Source organism: Nocardioides sp. YR527, from assembly GCF_900101045.1.
Taxonomy (GTDB): Bacteria; Actinomycetota; Actinomycetes; order Propionibacteriales; family Nocardioidaceae; genus Nocardioides.
Map to the genome: position 1 here is coordinate 501,552 of NZ_FNFN01000001.1, position 16,546 is coordinate 518,097.

Genomic DNA, 16,546 nt, shown 5'->3' on the forward strand with positions numbered 1-16,546 from the left:
GGGTCTGTCGGGGGCGACGAGGGCTCTCGGTAATGTCACCACACAGCACTCGGGGGATCCAATGCTCTATGACGACCTCGTGGCCGAATTCCGTTGGTCACCTGAGCAGATGTCGGCGCCGTTCGATCTCAGGGCGGCGGATGAACAGATCCGCAAGAGGATCGAGGGCCGGCGCGGATCGGCTCAGGCCACGGGCCGCCAGCAGCGGCCCCGCGCGCGGCAGAACGTGGGCACCCCGGAGACGGCGATCGGCGGCGGCAAGGTGACCACCGACAAGGCCTGAGTCCCTGCTGACGTACGTCCGGGCCCGACCCGGCCCCAGCATGGGACCGCCCCCGACCGATCAGATCGGTCGGGGGCGGACTTGCGTCGGTCAGTGGAACTTCTTGCCGGTGACCTTCTCGGAGATGCCCTCGCGGTCGAGGAGCTGGGTGATGCCGCCGTTCCAGAACTGGAAGCCGGCACCGGTGATCATCGCGAGGTCGATGTCCTCGGCGGCCTGGGCGACGCCCTCCTCGAGCATCCGGCCGATCTCGTCGGCGATCGCCTCCAGGGACTGCTGGCGGGCCTCCTCGGCGGTCTTGACCACATCGCCGGAGACGAGCAGCGCCTCGACCTCGGGATCGAGAGTGCGCCCGTCGGGACCGAAGAAGGAGCTCTTCTTGGCCTCGACGACCCGGTGGAGGTTCTCGGAGAGGTAGAACCGGTCCGGGAAGGCCTTCGCGAGCGTCTCGTTGTTGTGGTACGCGATCGCCGGACCGACCAGGCCGATCAGCGCGAACGGGCCCATCGGCGCGACCCCGGCGAAGGCGGACTCGACGACGTCGACAGGGGTGCCCTCGTCGGCGACCTTGGAGACCTCGCCCATGAAGCGGCCCAGGAGCCGGTTCACGATGAAGGACGGGCTGTCCTTGACCAGGATCGAGGTCTTCTTCAGCGACTTCGAGACCGAGAACGCCGTGGCCAGGGCCGCGTCGGAGGTCTTCTCGCCCTTGATGATCTCGAGCAGCGGCATCACCGCGACCGGGTTGAAGAAGTGGAAGCCCACGACCCGCTCGGGGTTCTTCAGCTCCGATGCCATCTCGGTGATCGAGAGGCTCGAGGTGTTCGTGGCGAAGACTGCGGTCTCCGGCGCGACGGCCTCGGCGTTGGCGAAGACGGTCTTCTTGACGCCCATCTCCTCGAAGACGGCCTCGATGATGAAGTCGGCGTCGGAGAAGGACTCCTCGTAGTCGACCGAGGCCGTCACGAGCGCCTTGAGGCGGTTGGTCGCGTCCTGGCTCGCCCGGCCCTTGGCCAGCTTCTTGTCGAGCTCGGCGTGGACGTACGCCACACCCTTGTCGGCACGCTCCTGGTCGAGGTCGACCATGACGACCGGCACCTTGAGGCGCTGGACGAAGAGCAGAGCGAACTGCGAGGCCATCAGTCCGGCACCGATGATGCCGACCTTGGTGACCTTCTGCGCGAGCGCCTTGTCGGGGGCACCGGCGGGGCGCTTGGCGCGCTTCTGCACCAGGTCGAAGGAGTAGAGCGAGGCGAGCAGCTGCGGGGTCTTCGACATCGCCACGAGGGCGTCGTCCTCGGCCGCGAAGCCCTCGTCACGGGTCGCCGTCTTGGCCAGGGTGAGCAGCTCGACGGCCTTCTTGGCGGCCGGGGAGGCGTCACCGGTCTTGGCCCAGGCGAAGAAGCCGGCGTTCTTGGTCGCCTCGTCCCAGCCCTCGCCCCGGTCGATCTCCTCGCGGGTGACGGTGACGTCACCGGTCAGCACCTTGTCGGCCCACAGCAGCGACTGCTCGAGGTAGTCGGCGCCGCCGAACATCGCGTCCGCGATGCCCAGGTCGAAGGCCTCGGTGCCCTTGAGCACCTTGCCGTTGTTGAGCGGGTTCTCGATGAAGACCTTGGCAGCCTTGGCCGGTCCGATCAGGTTCGGCAGCAGGTAGCCACCGCCCCAGCCCGGGATCAGGCCGAGCATGACCTCGGGCAGGCCGACGGCCGGCACCGAGTCCTGGATCGTGCGGTAGTCGGCGTGCAGCGCGACCTCGAGGCCGCCACCGAGCGCGAGCCCGTTGATGAACCCGAACGACGGCTTCTTCGTCGTGCCGTCGCCATCGCCCAGCTTGCGGAAGACCGCGTGACCGAGCTCGGCGATCGTACGGATCCCGTCGGGGCCGCCCGCCTGCAGCGAGGTCAGGTCGGCGCCGGCTGCGAGGATGAACGGCTTGCCGGTCACCGCGATCGCGTCGATCGAGTCGTCGACCAGGGCCGCGTCGTACGCCGTGTTGAGCTCGACCAGCGACCTCGGCCCGAAGGTGTTCGGGCGGGTGTGGTCGTGGCCGTTGTCGAGGGTGACCAGGCCCAGGACCTTGCCGGAGGGCAGGGTGACCTTCGCCAGCTTGGCCGCGGTCACGACCTCGTCGTCGGAGAAGAGCTTCTCGACATCAGCGAGAAGGGTGTTGATGCCAGTCACTTGGCGTCTCCGTTCCAGTGAGGGTTCTCCCAGATGACCGTGCCGCCCATACCCAGGCCGATGCACATGGTGGTGAGGCCGTAGCGGACCTCGGGGCGCTCCTCGAACTGGCGCGCGAGCTGGATCATCAGCCGCACACCGGAGGAGGCCAGCGGGTGACCGAACGCGATCGCGCCGCCGTAGGGGTTCACGCGCTCGTCGTCCTCGGCGATGCCGAAGTGGTCCAGGAACGCGAGCACCTGGATGGCGAACGCCTCGTTGACCTCGAAGGCCTCGATGTCGTCGATCGTGAGCCCGGCCTTGGCCAGCGCCTTCTCGGTCGAGGGGATCGGGCCGACGGCCATCACCTCGGGGGCGACGCCGGCGAAGGCGTACGACACCAGCCGCATCTTGATCGGCAGACCGAGCTCGCGGGCGACTTCCTCGGAGGCCAGCAGCGAGGCGGTCGCGCCGTCGTTGATGCCCGCCGCGTTGCCCGCGGTGACGCGGCCGTGCGGGCGGAACGGGGTCTTCAGCTTGGCCAGGTCCGCAGGAGTGGTGCCGGGACGCATCGGCTCGTCGGTGGTGGCCAGGCCCCAGCCGTTCTCGGCCGAGCGGGTGGCGACGGGGACCAGGTCGGGCTGGATCTTGCCGTCGGCGTACGCCTTGGCCGCCAGCTCCTGGGAGCGGACGGCGAACGCGTCGGTGCGCTCCTTGGTGATCGCCGGGTAGCGGTCGTGGACGTTCTCGGCGGTGTTGCCCATGACGAGCGCCGAGGGGTCGACGAGCTTCTCGGAGATGATCCGCGGGTTGGGGTCGACGCCCTCACCCATCGGGTGGCGGCCCATGTGCTCGACACCGCCGGCGATGACGACGTCGTAGGCGCCGAAGGCGATGCCGCCGGCGGTCGTGGTGACGGCGGTCATCGCGCCGGCGCACATGCGGTCGATCGCGTAGCCCGGGACGGACTGCGGGAGCCCGGCGAGCAGGCCCGCGGTGCGGCCGATCGTCAGGCCCTGGTCGCCGATCTGGGTGGTCGCGGCGATGGCGACCTCGTCGATCCGCTCGGGGGGAAGCTCGGGGTTGCGGCGCGTGAGCTCACGGATGAGCTTGACGACCAGGTCGTCTGCGCGGGTCTCGGCGTACTGGCCCTTGGCCTTGCCGAAAGGTGTGCGTACGCCGTCGACGAAGACGACTTCTCGCAGCTGTCGGGTCACCGTGTCACTCCATGTGGGTTGCCGGTCGTTGCCGCCGGGCGGCGCTGTTGGTGCGGGCACGGGTAGTGCCCGTCGCCTACATTACCCGCTAGTAACAACGGCCGCACCGAGGGGGAGGTCACACCGCCTCTCGTAGCGGAGGCCGCCGGTCCCCGCGCGTCGGCTTGGGAATAACCTGGGCGTCCAGAATGCTGCGCTGTCGTCATGTGGAAGCGTGTATTGAGAAGGTTGAGCCCCAGGGTCGAGATCCCTGGCGAGGCAGGCGACGACAAGGTCCGCGAGGGCCTGACGCAACGGGAGGAGACACCGATGGCCGGATCACGACTGGTGCACATCGTGGACGACCTGCCCGAGGAGATCATCCTTGCCGGTGGGGACCAGCTGCCGCTGGTGGTCGTCCTGGACGGCTTCCTCGACGCGGGCAAGGCCGCCGAGCGGGCCGCGGCCCATCTGATCCAGACCTCGAGGCGAGCGCCGGTCGTGGCGACCTTCGACGTCGACGAGCTCCACGACTACCGGGCCCGACGCCCGGCGATCTCGTTCGTCAGCGACCACTACGAGTCTTTCGACGCCCCGCGGCTGGTCGTCCGGCTGCTCAAGGACACCGGCGAGACCCCCTACCTCCTGCTGCACGGCCCCGAGCCGGACAACCGCTGGGAGGCCTTCGCCGCCGCCGTACGCGAGGTCGTCGAGCGCCTCGGCGTGACCGAGGTGATCGCGCTGGCCTCGGTGCCGATGGCGGTGCCGCACACCCGGCCGCTGACCACGACCAGGCACGCCAACGACCCGGCGCAGGAGCTCGCCGGCCAGGTCTGGGAGAGCCCCTGGAAGGGTGAGATCCGGATCCCGGCCTCGGCCCAGGCCCTGGTGGAGGTACGCCTGGGGGAGTGGGGCCACCCGGCGGGCGGCTTCGTGGTGCACATGCCGCACTACCTGGCCCAGAGCGACTACCCGGCAGCGGCGGTCGTGCTCGTCGACGCGCTCGAGCGCGCGGCCAAGCTGACGATCCCGGTCTCCGACCTGGAGGCCGAGGCCCAGCTCCGCGAGGAGGAGATCGCCTCCTACATCGAGGACAATGCCGAGGTGCGGGAGGTCGTGGCTGCTCTCGAGCAGCAGTACGACACCTTCCAGCGCGGCGAGGAGTCCGGGCGCTCGCTCCTGGCTCCCGACGAGCCGCTGCCGACCGGCGACGAGCTCGGCGAGCAGTTCGAGCAGTTCCTGGCCGGGCTGAACGGCCCCGACCCCGATGACAGCTCTGAGAAGGATTGAGAGACACTCACTCACATGACGACCGACGCCGTAGCGGCGGATCAGGCAGTGGCCGAGCTGGTAGGCGTGCTCGACCTGGTCGAGATCGACAAGGACCTCTTCCACGGTGCCACCACGACCCGCAACTCACGGGGCCGCGCCTACGGCGGCCAGGTGGCCGCCCAGGCGCTGATGGCCGCGGTGCGGTCGGCCGACCCGGCCTTCACCGTGCACTCGATGCACTCCTACTTCCTGCTGCCGGGCGACCCGTCCTACCCGATCGTCTACGACGTCGAGCGGATCCGTGACGGGCGCTCCTTCGAGACCAGGCGGGTGAGCGCGCGCCAGAAGGGGCGCGACATCTACTACCTCACCGCCAACTTCCAGCGCGAGGAGACCGGCTTCGAGCACCAGGACGCGATGCCGTCGGTGCCGCCGCCGGAGAAGTGCATCGACTTCCTCAAGATGATGGCCGATTCCGGCAGTCCCGAGGCGGTCTCGCTGGCGCGCGAGTGGGAGGCGGTCGAGATCCGCGCCGTCGGCAACTCGCTGCTCGGCCTCGAGCCCGACCCGGCACGCCCCTCGCAGCAGCGCCTCTGGATCCGCCTGGGCGCCTCGCTCCCCGACGACCCCGACACCCAGCGCGGCGCCTTCACCTGGGCCTCCGACATCTCGCTCCTGGGCGCCTCCCTGGCCGCCCACTCGCTGGACCACAAGGGCATCCAGATGGCCTCCTTGGACCACACCATCTGGTTCCACCGCCCCTTCCGCGCCGACGAGTGGTGGCTCTACGACCAGGAGAGCCCCTCGGCCTTCGGCGGCCGTGGCCTCTCCATCGGCCGCGTCTTCACCGCCGACGGGGTGCTGGCGGCGACCGTCGCCCAGGAAGGCCTCATCCGCCCACCCCGCGCCTGACACCCGCCGACTCGGCGCGTCTGTCCCGGATTCCGGCGCCGAGTCGGCGCATCTGTCCGCCGTGGCGCCCGTAGGGCAACGCGCTATCGCACACCGTGGTTGCCTGCCGCGATAGCGCATCCGACCGGCGGGCTAGGGTGACGGACGTGGATCAGATCACCGTGTACGAGAAGCCGACCTGCACGACGTGTCGGAACCTGTTCGTCCTCCTCAAGGAGGAGGGGATCGACTTCGAGAAGGTCGACTACCACGTGCTCGGCCTGCGTGCCGAGGAGGTCAGGGACATCCTGGCGAAGACCGGCCTGAGCGCTCGCGACGTGCTGCGCAAGCGCGAGCCGGTCTACAAGGAGCTCGACCTGGGCAACCGCGACCTCTCCGAGGACGAGTTGGTCGAGCTGATGGTGAAGCACCCGGCCCTGATGGAGCGCCCGATAGTGCTCAAGGGCGACCGCGGCGTGCTCGCCCGGCCGATCGAGAAGGTCCGCGAGCTGTTCTGAGCCGGCTCCCGACGGCGCCCAGGAAGGTCCCGATCCGGGCACGGTGGTCCCAGACCATCGTGCCCAGCGACCAGAGGCTGAAGCCGAGCACCGCGGCGCCGGCGAGGCTGAGTGCCGCGGGGCCCGCCGCGGTCCAGCGCAGCTGGGTCACCAGCAGCACCGCCGCTCCGGTCGCGCCGGCGAGACCGACAAGGCGGTTGGTCCAGCCGCGTACGCCGCTCTCGCCGCCGCCGGTCACCGCATCGATCGCTCCGGTGAGGAACGTCAGCGGCAGGAAGATCCAGCCGACCCCGCGAGCGAGCCGGGCGCCGATGAGAAACCGCAGGAACCCGCCGTTGGTGCTCCCGCGGGCGAACTGCCGCAGCGCGCCGAGCGAGCGTGACCGGGTCAGCCCGAGCAGGGTCGTACGCAGGAACCGGACGTACGCGCTGCCCTTGCCGACCACGCCGCCGGCGCTCTTGGCGACCTTGCCGACGGCGAGCGCCCCTTCGCCCTCCTCGCCGAGCGAGGCGACGACCTGGCGGGTCGCCATGACCCGGGCCAGGTAGGCGGCGATCCGCGAGGTCAGGCTCTCGGGGAACTCGATGTCGTGGAGCGCCGCGGCGGTCGCGGCATCGGCCCGGGCGACCCGGGCGAGGGCTGCGGTGATGCTCACCGGGTGGGTCTGCGGGTCGTCGAGCAGCGGGTGGCCTGCGGCCACCGCGACCGCGGTCGCCTCAGTGAGCTCGGCCAGCGCGGCATCCAGGTTCGCGGCCCCGTCGTGCATCGCCCAGCGGGCGTGGCGCAGTGCCTTGAGGAGCAGCTCGCCGCTGCGTACCTCGGCGTCTCTCTCTTCCGGCGTGGCAGCGGTGAGCAGCCCCGGAACCTCGTGCAGGTGCGACTCGACAGCGTCGGCGGCATCGCGTACGCGACGGGCCGCCTCGGTCAGCGCCTTGGTCGACCAGCCGCCGACCTCGGCGAGGCCGGGCGGACCTGTCGGTGGGAGGTAGTCGTTCTCGGTCGGGCGCGGGCCGATCTCAGACTCCTGCTGGACAGGCGCGCCGAGGTCGGCCAGCCCGTCGACATAGGAACGGACCGCGGCGGCCAGGCGGGTCGAGAGCCACAGTGTCGCCTGTGCCGTCAACGAGCCCGGGAGGCCGCCGAGCACCGGCTCCATCGGGCCGGTGACATCGAGCTCGCCGAGCGTGGTCAGGAGGGTCGTTCGGTCGCCTGCAGACTGGTGGGGGTCAGCGTGCATGCGGATGTTCTATCGGCCCCGAGTGCGACGGGCAGCCGGCCCCCGTCGATCGCCAGCGCGGCGCGCTATCGCACACACTGGTCGGCACTCGCGATAGCGCACCCCGACACCAGCCCAAAGCACCCGTCGAGTCGGCTCGTCATGACGAGCCGACTCGACGGGCTTGGTCACAGGCGCAGGCGCTCGACGGACTGGCCGGTGGTGCGGGTGATGAGGTCGACGTCGTTGTCGGCGTGGAGGACCGTGAGTTCGGCCTCCTCCGCGACCGCTGCGACGAGCAGGTCTGGGACCGACGGCGCCCGGTGGCGGCCCTCGCGCAGCACGATGCGCTGGATCTCCAGCGCCCGTGCCTCCGTACGCGGCGTGAGGGTCGCGAGCGGCATGTGGATGATCGGCACGTCCTCGACGAGGTCGGACCATTCCCGCTCCGAGCGGGCCAGGTGGCCGATCTCGAGCAGGGTCGTGGTGGTGATGCGTACTTGTCCCAGCTCGATCAGGCGGGACCACTTCTCAGCATCGGGGCTGGTGGACATCCGGGCGAGCGCCGAGCGGTGCACCAACCAGGGTCGAGCTACGACCATGCGTCACGCATCAGACCCCGGTCGGCGAGCGGGGCGAACTTCGCGAAGTCGCCGCCGGCCACGGGTCGCGCCGGTGGCAGCGGACGCAGTGCGTCGGGCGTGAACCATCGGCGGAGATACTCGTTGCGGGTCAGCCCGAGCCGCGTCGCCTCGGTGTCGATGCGCGCGAGCTCGTCATCCGAGAGGCCTCGGATCAGTACGTCGGACATGTCTGTCCACCTCCTGGACGCAAGATGGTAGCCCAGCGCGGGGCGTCCAGGTGGGATCAGGGCCGGGTCGCGCGGTGGACCCAGGTGGACTCGACCTCCATGCCGACGTGCACGTAGAGGTCCAGGGCGCCGGTTCGGGAGTCCGTCGACAGGGTCGCGCGCGTCGCTCCGTGGGCGCGGGCAGCGCCGAACGCGTCGGCGAGGAGCGCCTGGGCCAGGCCACGGTTGCGCTGGTCCTTGCGGGTGGCCAGCCTGCTGACGTACCCCTCGCGGCCGTCCTCGGTCATCACCAGCACCGCCGCGGCGACCACGGCGCTGTCAGGGCCGGTGACCACGCGGATGTTCCACGGCTCGGCGCCCGGTCGTCCGACGGTCGTGGCGACCCAGTCCGCGTAGGGCTCCCGCTCGCGCTCGGACCACTCCAGGAAGGCGTCCTCGATCACGGTCCACACCTGCTCGTGGTCCTGCGGTGTGGCCGCCCTGATGGCGTACGCCTCGGGCAGCTCCCGCACCGGGATCGCCGCGTCCTGCGGCAGCGCCAGCACCCAGGACTCCCAGCGCGGGAACCAGCCCAGGGACGCCAGCAGCCGGTCGCCGGGCGAGCCCTGGGGGACCGGCATGCCGATGACCGGCTCCCCGAGCTCACCAGCCTTCGCGGCGAGCCAGCCCGCCAGGGCGGTGCCGAGGCCGCGGCCCCAGTGGTCCGGATGCACCGCGGCGTCGGCCCGGGGGCCACCGGAGCACTCCGCGTAGCCGACCAGGTCGCCGGCGGTGTCGATGACACCGACCGTGCTGGCGGAGATGTCGAAGGACGGCCGCTGCCACTCCGAGACGATGTCGGCCAGCTCGATGACGACCTCGCCGACGGTGGCCAGCTCGTCGGCCGCCATCACCCGGGTGACGGCGGCAGCATCGGCCAGCGCCAACGGCCGCTCGGTGTAGCCGGTGGGAAGGATCATGGCGGTGGTCATGGGGCCCACGGTCCCACCTGCTCACCCCGACTCGCCACGGGTTATCGGGCCCGCGGCGTACGGTAGGCGATAGCAGCCGTCCTTCGCGCCGGCTCGGCGGCGCCGACCCCGTCAGGAGCAACGATGTTCCGGATCCGTATCGCCCTGCTCGCCGCGGCACTGGTCGCGGCCCTCGTCCCAGCCACGGCCGACGCGCACACGGTCTTCCCGAAGAGATTCGACCTCCCGCGCGGCTTCCAGCCCGAGGGCATCGCGATCGGAGGCGGGTCGACGGCCTGGTTCGGGTCGCGTGTGGACGGCGACATCTACCGCGTCGACCTGCGCACCGGGCGCGGCAAGGTGGTCTCCCAAGGCCCCGGCACCGCCACCGTCGGCCTCAAGGTCGACCGCCACGGTCGCCTCTTCGCCGCCGGCGGCCCCAGCGGCACCGCCAGGGTCATCGACACCCGCACCGGCCGGCTCCTCGCCGACCACCGGCTCACCACCGCGACCAGCTTCGTCAACGACGTCGTCCTCACCCGCCACAACGCGTGGTTCACCGACTCCCAGCAGGCCCAGCTCTACGCCGTGCCGCTCCGCGGAGGCCCGGTCCGCAGCCTCCCGCTCACCGGGGACTGGGAGCAGGTGGCGGGCTTCAACGCCAACGGCATCACCGCCACTCCGGACGGCCGCGGCCTGCTGGTGGTCAACTCGACCACGGGCCTCCTCCACCGCGTCGACCCGCGCAGCGGCGCGACCACCGTCGTCGACCTCGGTGGCGCCGGCCTCACCAACGGCGACGGCATGCTGCTGCTCGGCAGGACTCTGTACGTCGTCCGCAACCTCATCAACGAGATCGCCGTCATCCACCTCGACAAGTCCGGCTCCCGCGGCGTCCAGGTCGACACGCTGACGAGCGACGACTTCGACGTGCCGACGACCGTCGCCGCCTACCGCGACCGGCTCTACCTGCCCAACGCCCGGTTCACCACCCCGCCGGAGCCCGACACGCCCTACTGGGTCACCGCCGTTCGCCGCTGACTCGACGGCATGAAGCGGCACGAGAGCCGCCCTCGGTCAGCGAGCCGAGGGCGGCTCATCGTGCGCGGGCTCAGAGTGCGGTCGTACGCCCCACCAGATGGAGCGTGTCCGAGCCGCGCCTATGGAGCGAGAAGTCGTAGCCGTCCAGGTGCTTCAGCGACCCGAACGCGACCGAGGACGGCAGGAAGACCGGCTTCTTGAACGCCACGTCCACGCGTACGGAATCGGGCAGCCGGTTCTCCAGCGCCGCGATGCAGCGGGCCTTGGTCCACATCCCGTGCGCGATCTGCCGCTTGAAGCCCAGCGCCTTCGCGGTCAGCGGGTAGAGGTGGATCGGGTTGTAGTCGCCGGCGACCTTCGCGTAGCGCCGGCCGAGGTCGGCCCTGAGCGGGAAGACCGGCCCGGACGGGTCTACCTCGATCAGGTCGGACTTCCAGGACACGTCGGGGTTGCGCTTCCCGCGGACGAGGTACGTCGAGGTCGACTCCCACACGACCTCACCCTCGACGGTCGCGACGGTCAGGAACCGGTACGCCTTGCCGACCGGGTGCGGCTCGGGCTGCCCCACGGTGGCGGTCACCGAGACCGCCTCGCCGATCGAGATCGGGCGGTAGCCGCTGATCGAGTTCTCGATATGGACCATCCCCATCGCGGGTGAGGGGAAGTCGGGCGAGGACATCAGCGCCATGTGCAGCGGGAAGGCCAGCATGTGCGGGTAGGGGAGCGGCACGGTGTCCTTGATCGGGAAGCCGCACAGCTCGGCGTAGGCGTCGACCGCGCTCCGCTCGAGGACGACCGGTTCGCGGGTGAGACTGAGCTCCTCGTAGGGGACTCCGGTCTTCTTGATCCCCGGGAGCGCGTTGATGCCCGGGACGGCGGGCAGCGCCGCCCGGAGGAGCAGGCCGGGACCGGACCTACCGGTGAAGCTGGGCTCGATCCTGGGCGTGCTCATCAGGCCCCCAGCATCATCTGGCCGCACACCCGCACGACGTTCCCGTTGACGCCGGTCGATGCCGGCGAGGCGTACCAGGCGATGGTCTCGGCGACGTCGACCGGGAGGCCACCCTGGGCCATCGCGTTGAGCCGCTGGCCGACCTCACGCGTCGCGAACGGGACCGCCGCGGTCATCTGGGTGATGATGAAGCCCGGTGCGACCGCGTTGATCGTGATGCCGTCGGGAAGCTCCTCGGCCAGCGAGTCGACGAAGCCGATCACGGCGGCCTTCGAGGCGCCGTAGGAGGTCTGGCCGAGGTTGCCGGCGATACCGGCGATCGAGGAGACGCCGATGATGCGGCCGTTGGGGCGGACCAGCTTCTGCTCGAGCAGCTCCGCGGTGATCCGCTCCGGGGCGGTGATGTTGATGTCGAGGACCTTGCCGAAGCGGTCGGGCTTCTGGTTGGCCAGCTTCTTGTCGAGGGTGACGCCGGCGTTGTGGACGACGATGTCGATGCCGCCGAACTTCTCCTGGAGGTACTCCGCGATCTTGGCGGGCGCGTCCTCGGCGGTGATGTCGGCGGTGATGTAGTCGGGGGTGACCTTCTTCAGGTCGTCCTCGGCCGGCGGGATGTCCAGGCCGACGACGGTCGCACCGTCGCGCTGCAGCACCTTGGCGATCTCTTCGCCGATGCCGCGCGCGGCGCCGGTGACGAGGGCGACCTTGCCGGTCAGGGGCTTCTTCGGGTCGACCTGCTCGGCAGCGGGGGAGGCGTTCTTGGTGCCGATCCGCACGACCTGGCCGGAGACGTACGCACTCTTGGGGGAGAGCAGGAAGGCGAGGGTGGAGAGCAGCGAGCCCTCGAAGCCCTCGGCGACGTAGACGAGCTGGACGGTGCCGCCCTTGCCGATCTCCTTGCCGAGGCTGCGGGTGAAGCCCTCCAGTGCGCGTTGGGCGACCCGCTCGCCACCCTTGAGCTGCTCGGGCGGGGTGCCGATCACGACCACGCGCGGGTTGTTCTCCAGGCTGCGCAGCACCGGGGTGAAGAACTCCTGGAGCGCGACCAGGTCGGCGGTCGAGGTGAGCCCGGTGGCGTCGAAGACGAGGCCCTTGAGCTTGGTGCCCGGGGTCGCGGCGTCGGCCGAGGTGATGTCCAGCTCGCCCAGGAGCCCGCTCAGCGACTCGGCCAGACGACCACGTCCGCCGACGAGGACGGTGCCCTTCACGAGCGGGGCACCGGCTGCGTACCGCTCGAGCTTGGCGGGGCTCGGCAGCCCGAGGTTCTTGACGAGGACCTTGCCGATCGCCGACTGGGTGAAGCTCTGGTACTTGTCGCTCATGGTCTCTCTGATCCTTCTGAACGTGGTCTCTGGGGCGTACGTTGGTATGTTACCGGCCAGTTGTAACTACATGTGTAACTCGGTGTCCACTTTTCGTGATCTCCCTGACATACCCTTCTCCAAAGCGCTTCATCAGACAAGGATGAACTCATGACCACCACCCGTCGTGTCGCCATCGTGGGCGGCAACCGCATTCCTTTCGCCCGTTCCAACGGCGCGTATGCGACCGCGTCCAACCAGGAGATGTTCACCGCCGTCCTCGACGGTCTCGCCGCGCGCTTCGGCCTCGAGGGTGAGCGCATCGGTGAGGTCGCCTCCGGTGCGGTGCTCAAGCACTCGCGCGACTTCAACCTGACCCGCGAGTCCGTGCTCGGCTCGAAGCTGGCCCCCGAGACGGCCGCCGTCGACCTGCAGCAGGCCTGCGGCACCGGGCTCCAGGCGGCGACCTACATCGCCAACAAGATCGCGCTCGGCCAGCTCGACTCCGGTATCGCCGGCGGCACCGACACCACCTCCGACGCGCCGATCGCACTCGGTGAGAAGCTCCGCAAGGTGCTGCTCGAGGCCAACCGGGCCAAGACCAACATCGACCGCGTCAAGGCGTTCGCCAAGCTCCGACCCGCCGACGTCATCCCCAACATCCCGGCCAACGTCGAGCCGCGCACCAAGCTCTCCATGGGTGAGCACGCCGCGCTGACCGCGCAGGAGTGGGGCATCACTCGCGAGGCTCAGGACGAGCTGGCCGCCGCGTCGCACCAGAAGCTGGGCGCTGCGTACGAGGCCGGCTGGTTCGAGGACCAGATCACCCCGTTCCGCGGCCTGGAGAAGGACAACAACCTCCGCCCGGGCTCGACCGTGGAGAAGCTCTCGACCCTCAAGCCCGTCTTCGGGGTCAAGGGCGAGAACCCGACCATGACGGCCGGCAACTCCACGCCGCTGACCGACGGCGCCTCGGCCGTGCTCTTCGCGAGGGAGGAGTGGGCCGCCGCCAAGAACCTGCCGGTCCTGGCCTACTTCGTCGACGCCGAGGTCGCCGCTGTCGACTACATCGCCGGTGGCGAGGGCCTGCTGATGGCTCCCGCCTACGCCGTCCCGCGCCTCCTCGCCCGCAACGGCCTGACCTTCGACGACTTCGACTTCTTCGAGATCCACGAGGCCTTCGCCTCCCAGGTCCTCTCCACCCTGGCCGCCTGGGAGTCCCCGGACTTCTGCAAGGACAAGCTCGGCCTCGACGCCCCGCTCGGCTCGATCCCGCGCGAGAAGCTGAACGTCAAGGGCTCCAGCCTTGCCGCCGGCCACCCCTTCGCCGCCACCGGCGGCCGGATCATCAACAACCTCGCCAAGCTCCTCGATGAGAAGGGCTCCGGCCGCGGCCTGATCTCCGTCTGCGCCGCAGGCGGCCAGGGCGTCGTCGCCATCCTGGAGAAGTAGTCGAGGCGTCACCCCCGTCGGCCGAGGCGTCGCTCCCGTCGGCCGAGTTGGCACCGGATTGCCAACTCGGCCGACGTATCTGACGCTTCGGCTGTTGCCTCACCGCCGAATCGGCAGAAGTGGCGTGCCGACGAGAATGTAGTTGTGGGCGACGAAACTCGAGTTTCGTCGCCCACAACTACATTCTCGTCGCCCAGCTCTGACGTCTCGGCCGACGGAACTGACGTCTCGGCCGACGTACGTGACGGCTCGGCGCTATTTGGCGGTGAGGGCCAGGGCGGAGGTGACGAGGAAGTCGCGGACCTGGTCGGGGGAGACGGAGCCGACGGTGGGTACGCCGGGGGCGGACTCGGAGACCAGGATGCCGACGCGGGCGAGCTGGAGGGCGCCGAGGCCGGAGGCGTAGAGGGTGTTGGCGAGCAGGTTGGCGTCCTTGACGTGGAGCTCGCCGGAGGCGGCGCCGTCCTCGAAGACCGTGGTGAGGATGGTGAGGCAGCCGTTCATCGCCCGGCCGAGGCGGAACAGGGCGCTCTCGGAGAGCTCGTCGAGCAGGTCGGAGCCGCTGCGGCGCATCAGCGTCTGGGCGCAGTCGACGAAGGCCGGGTGCTCGATGCCGTAGTCGACGAAGGTGCCGACGACGTCGCGGACCACGTCGGTGGGTGCGCTGTCGCCCTCGGTCGCGGTCAGCATCCGCTCACGGAGCTCGTCGAGGTAGCCGACGAGGGTGAGTGCGAAGATCTCGTCCTTGCCGGTGAAGTGCCGGTAGACGATCGCGCGGTTGATCCCGACCGCCTTGGCGATGTCCTCGATCTGGGCGTCGCTGACGCCGCGCTCGTCGAAGATCTTGCGGGTGGCGGCGACGATGTCTGCCTCGCGGGCGCGGCGCCGGGCCGCGGCGGCCGAGCGGCGGCCGTCGGACTCGGGTCCGGATGGTCGAGTGCTCACAGGCACACTGTACGCGGTGTGCAACTCGGAGTTGCACTCCGAGTGTCGGTCCTCACGTCTGCCTAGTGCAGCAAGGCCCTCCGGGCACCCGCGATGTCGTCGGTGGTGACGTAGTCGACCCCCGCCACCGCGGCGCGGAGCACCGATGCGGTGCCGACCGCCGGCCAGGTGCCGACCTCGGCTCCCTGGCGACGGTAGCGGTCCACGAGGGCGGCTGAGAGCAGCCGGGTGTGGAGGTGCACCTGGGCGAAGCCGTGGCCGTAGGCGTCCGCGGGGTCGGGCTCGTCCTTGACGGCGACCTTCTCCATCCCGGTCCCCTCGACACCGGGGAAGTCGAAGTGGCCGGCCTCGAAGCTCATGAAGATCGCCTTGTCGCGATGGTGCTTCCGGGAGACCCAGTCGGGACGCAGCGAGACGACCTTGCGGTAGAGCGCGCGCATCTCGGTGGCGCTCTCGCCCTTGAGCTCGACCACGAGGCGCACCCGGTGCCCCTCGAGCCTCTCGGCCGCCTCGATGGCGTCGAAGGTCTCCTCGATGGTCGGCACCCGGACACCCCGGAACTGCGGGCCCATCCACGAGCCCGCGTCGAGCGACTGCACCTCGGCGAGGGTGAACGCACGTGGACTCGCCGTCCGGCGCTCGGGGTAGCGGGCCTCGACATCGGTCGTACGCCGGAAGTCGCCATCGTGCAGCAGTATCCACTCGCCGTCGGCCGTGGGCTGGAAGTCCATCTCGATGAAGTCGGCCCGCTGCCGCACCGCGCTGCGGAACGCGTCCAGGGTGTTCTCCGGATAGTTGAGCGAGTCGCCGCGCCACGCCATCACCCCGACCGGCCGGCTCCCGAGCGCGTACACGGCCGCCGAGGAGCCCACGAACGCCGGCGCGCCGCGATGTGCCCGGGCGATCGTGCGGAACCGGGTCTTCGCGACGGCCCGGGTTCGGAAGACGTACGTCGCATGGCCGGTCGCGTCGGTGGTGAGGTCGGCGACCCTGCGCCAGCCGTCGCCGCCCTCGCGCTGGAGGGTGAGCACCCGGCCGGGGCGAGCCGGCGCGGCGAAGACGGTGAGTCGCACCGCGCTCCCGGCACGCACCGACCGCGCCACGCTGGTGGTGACCGCCTGCGGCTGCCCGAAGAGCGTACGCGGCGCCGTGACCCGCTCGCGCCAGCCGCGGCCCTCGCGCTTGATGCCGTAGGCGAGGACGCGCCATCGCGTCCGTACCGAGGACGGCTGGGTCACCGCGAACGCGTACTCGCCCGACCTCTCGAGGGTCTGCTTCTGGACGACCTCCCAGGCGCCGTGGTGATAGCTCTGCAGGCGCACCACCCGCTCCACGCTCGCGCCCATCGAACCGCTCAGCGTGAACGTCTCGCGCGGTATCGGCCGGGCGACGCTCGAGCTCGGCGCGGCCACCTCGATCGGCCCGGCAGGGGAGTCAGGGGCGGGAGCGGAGGCGGCCAGGCCGAGAACCATCACCAACGCCGCGGGCAGCGTGGCGAACCGGGCGTATGGGGGCATGCGCAGTGAGGTTAGGGGATGGCTCGACCGCGTCTTTA

16 protein-coding genes are annotated in these 16,546 nt (G+C 70.3%); 6 read left to right on the forward strand and 10 right to left on the reverse strand.

What is annotated here, in order from left to right; translation table 11 throughout:
• The first annotated feature begins 61 nt into the window (after window positions 1-61).
• A complete protein-coding gene (locus tag BLT25_RS02405) occupies window positions 62-283 on the forward strand; it encodes a hypothetical protein (protein ID WP_091041484.1) in 222 nt (73 codons plus the stop codon).
• Between the two features lie 90 nt (window positions 284-373).
• On the opposite strand, the gene BLT25_RS02410 is transcribed toward BLT25_RS02405, so the two are convergent.
• Both BLT25_RS02410 and BLT25_RS02415 read right to left on the reverse strand, forming a co-directional pair.
• Complete coding sequence (locus tag BLT25_RS02410; RefSeq protein WP_091041485.1) at window positions 374-2,467, reverse strand: 3-hydroxyacyl-CoA dehydrogenase NAD-binding domain-containing protein; 2,094 nt, start codon at window positions 2,465-2,467, stop codon at window positions 374-376.
• Window positions 2,464-3,663 carry a thiolase family protein gene (locus tag BLT25_RS02415; RefSeq protein WP_091041488.1) on the reverse strand — a complete coding sequence of 400 codons (1,200 nt, stop codon included), beginning with the start codon at window positions 3,661-3,663 and terminating at the stop codon, window positions 2,464-2,466. Before BLT25_RS02415 ends, BLT25_RS02410 begins: the two co-directional genes overlap by 4 nt.
• Before the next feature lie 309 nt (window positions 3,664-3,972).
• Between BLT25_RS02415 and BLT25_RS02420 the strand changes: the two genes are divergently transcribed.
• The 3 genes from BLT25_RS02420 to BLT25_RS02430 all read left to right on the forward strand — a co-directional run bounded on the left by BLT25_RS02420 (window position 3,973) and on the right by BLT25_RS02430 (window position 6,323).
• On the forward strand, window positions 3,973-4,932 hold the full coding sequence (locus tag BLT25_RS02420; protein ID WP_091042411.1) for a proteasome assembly chaperone family protein: 960 nt from the start codon (window positions 3,973-3,975) through the stop codon (window positions 4,930-4,932).
• Window positions 4,933-4,947: 15 nt separating this feature from the next.
• Entirely contained in the window at window positions 4,948-5,826 is an 879-nt protein-coding gene (locus tag BLT25_RS02425; RefSeq protein WP_176883548.1) for an acyl-CoA thioesterase, read from the forward strand.
• A 146-nt stretch (window positions 5,827-5,972) separates the two neighbouring features.
• The gene (locus BLT25_RS02430) at window positions 5,973-6,323 is read left to right on the forward strand and encodes an ArsC/Spx/MgsR family protein (RefSeq protein WP_091041490.1); all 351 of its coding nucleotides are present in this window, start codon (window positions 5,973-5,975) and stop codon (window positions 6,321-6,323) included.
• On the opposite strand, the gene BLT25_RS02435 is transcribed toward BLT25_RS02430, so the two are convergent.
• The 4 genes from BLT25_RS02435 to BLT25_RS02450 form a co-directional block, all read right to left on the reverse strand.
• Window positions 6,265-7,560: a hypothetical protein gene (locus BLT25_RS02435; RefSeq protein ID WP_091041492.1), complete on the reverse strand. Its 1,296-nt coding sequence runs from the start codon at window positions 7,558-7,560 to the stop codon at window positions 6,265-6,267. The two genes, BLT25_RS02430 and BLT25_RS02435, sit on opposite strands and share 59 nt — an antisense overlap.
• Window positions 7,561-7,727: 167 nt before the next feature.
• Window positions 7,728-8,141 (reverse strand): PIN domain-containing protein, encoded by a 414-nt coding sequence (locus BLT25_RS02440; protein WP_091041494.1) that lies wholly within the window; start codon window positions 8,139-8,141, stop codon window positions 7,728-7,730.
• Window positions 8,132-8,350 carry a type II toxin-antitoxin system VapB family antitoxin gene (locus BLT25_RS30580; RefSeq protein ID WP_091041496.1) on the reverse strand — a complete coding sequence of 73 codons (219 nt, stop codon included), beginning with the start codon at window positions 8,348-8,350 and terminating at the stop codon, window positions 8,132-8,134. The genes BLT25_RS02440 and BLT25_RS30580 overlap by 10 nt, the downstream gene beginning before the upstream one ends.
• A gap of 56 nt (window positions 8,351-8,406) precedes the next feature.
• Window positions 8,407-9,321: a GNAT family N-acetyltransferase gene (locus BLT25_RS02450; RefSeq protein WP_091041498.1), complete on the reverse strand. Its 915-nt coding sequence runs from the start codon at window positions 9,319-9,321 to the stop codon at window positions 8,407-8,409.
• Window positions 9,322-9,444: 123 nt separating this feature from the next.
• On the opposite strand from BLT25_RS02450, the gene BLT25_RS02455 reads away from it, so the two are divergent.
• Complete coding sequence (locus BLT25_RS02455) at window positions 9,445-10,341, forward strand: NHL repeat-containing protein (RefSeq protein ID WP_091041500.1); 897 nt, start codon at window positions 9,445-9,447, stop codon at window positions 10,339-10,341.
• 70 nt (window positions 10,342-10,411) lie between these two features.
• Here the strand turns inward: BLT25_RS02455 and BLT25_RS02460 are convergent, their stop codons facing one another.
• Complete coding sequence (locus tag BLT25_RS02460) at window positions 10,412-11,293, reverse strand: MaoC/PaaZ C-terminal domain-containing protein (protein ID WP_256328410.1); 882 nt, start codon at window positions 11,291-11,293, stop codon at window positions 10,412-10,414.
• On the reverse strand, window positions 11,293-12,615 hold the full coding sequence (locus BLT25_RS02465) for a 3-oxoacyl-ACP reductase (RefSeq protein ID WP_091041502.1): 1,323 nt from the start codon (window positions 12,613-12,615) through the stop codon (window positions 11,293-11,295). Before BLT25_RS02465 ends, BLT25_RS02460 begins: the two co-directional genes overlap by 1 nt.
• A gap of 150 nt (window positions 12,616-12,765) precedes the next feature.
• On the opposite strand from BLT25_RS02465, the gene BLT25_RS02470 reads away from it, so the two are divergent.
• Window positions 12,766-14,046 carry an acetyl-CoA C-acetyltransferase gene (locus tag BLT25_RS02470; RefSeq protein ID WP_091041505.1) on the forward strand — a complete coding sequence of 427 codons (1,281 nt, stop codon included), beginning with the start codon at window positions 12,766-12,768 and terminating at the stop codon, window positions 14,044-14,046.
• Between the two features lie 255 nt (window positions 14,047-14,301).
• On the opposite strand, the gene BLT25_RS02475 is transcribed toward BLT25_RS02470, so the two are convergent.
• Window positions 14,302-14,991, reverse strand: a complete 690-nt coding sequence (locus BLT25_RS02475; RefSeq protein WP_091041506.1) for a TetR/AcrR family transcriptional regulator — start codon at window positions 14,989-14,991, stop codon at window positions 14,302-14,304.
• 62 nt (window positions 14,992-15,053) lie between these two features.
• Entirely contained in the window at window positions 15,054-16,508 is a 1,455-nt protein-coding gene (locus BLT25_RS02480) for a glycerophosphodiester phosphodiesterase (protein WP_091041509.1), read from the reverse strand.
• Window positions 16,509-16,546 lie beyond the last annotated feature (38 nt).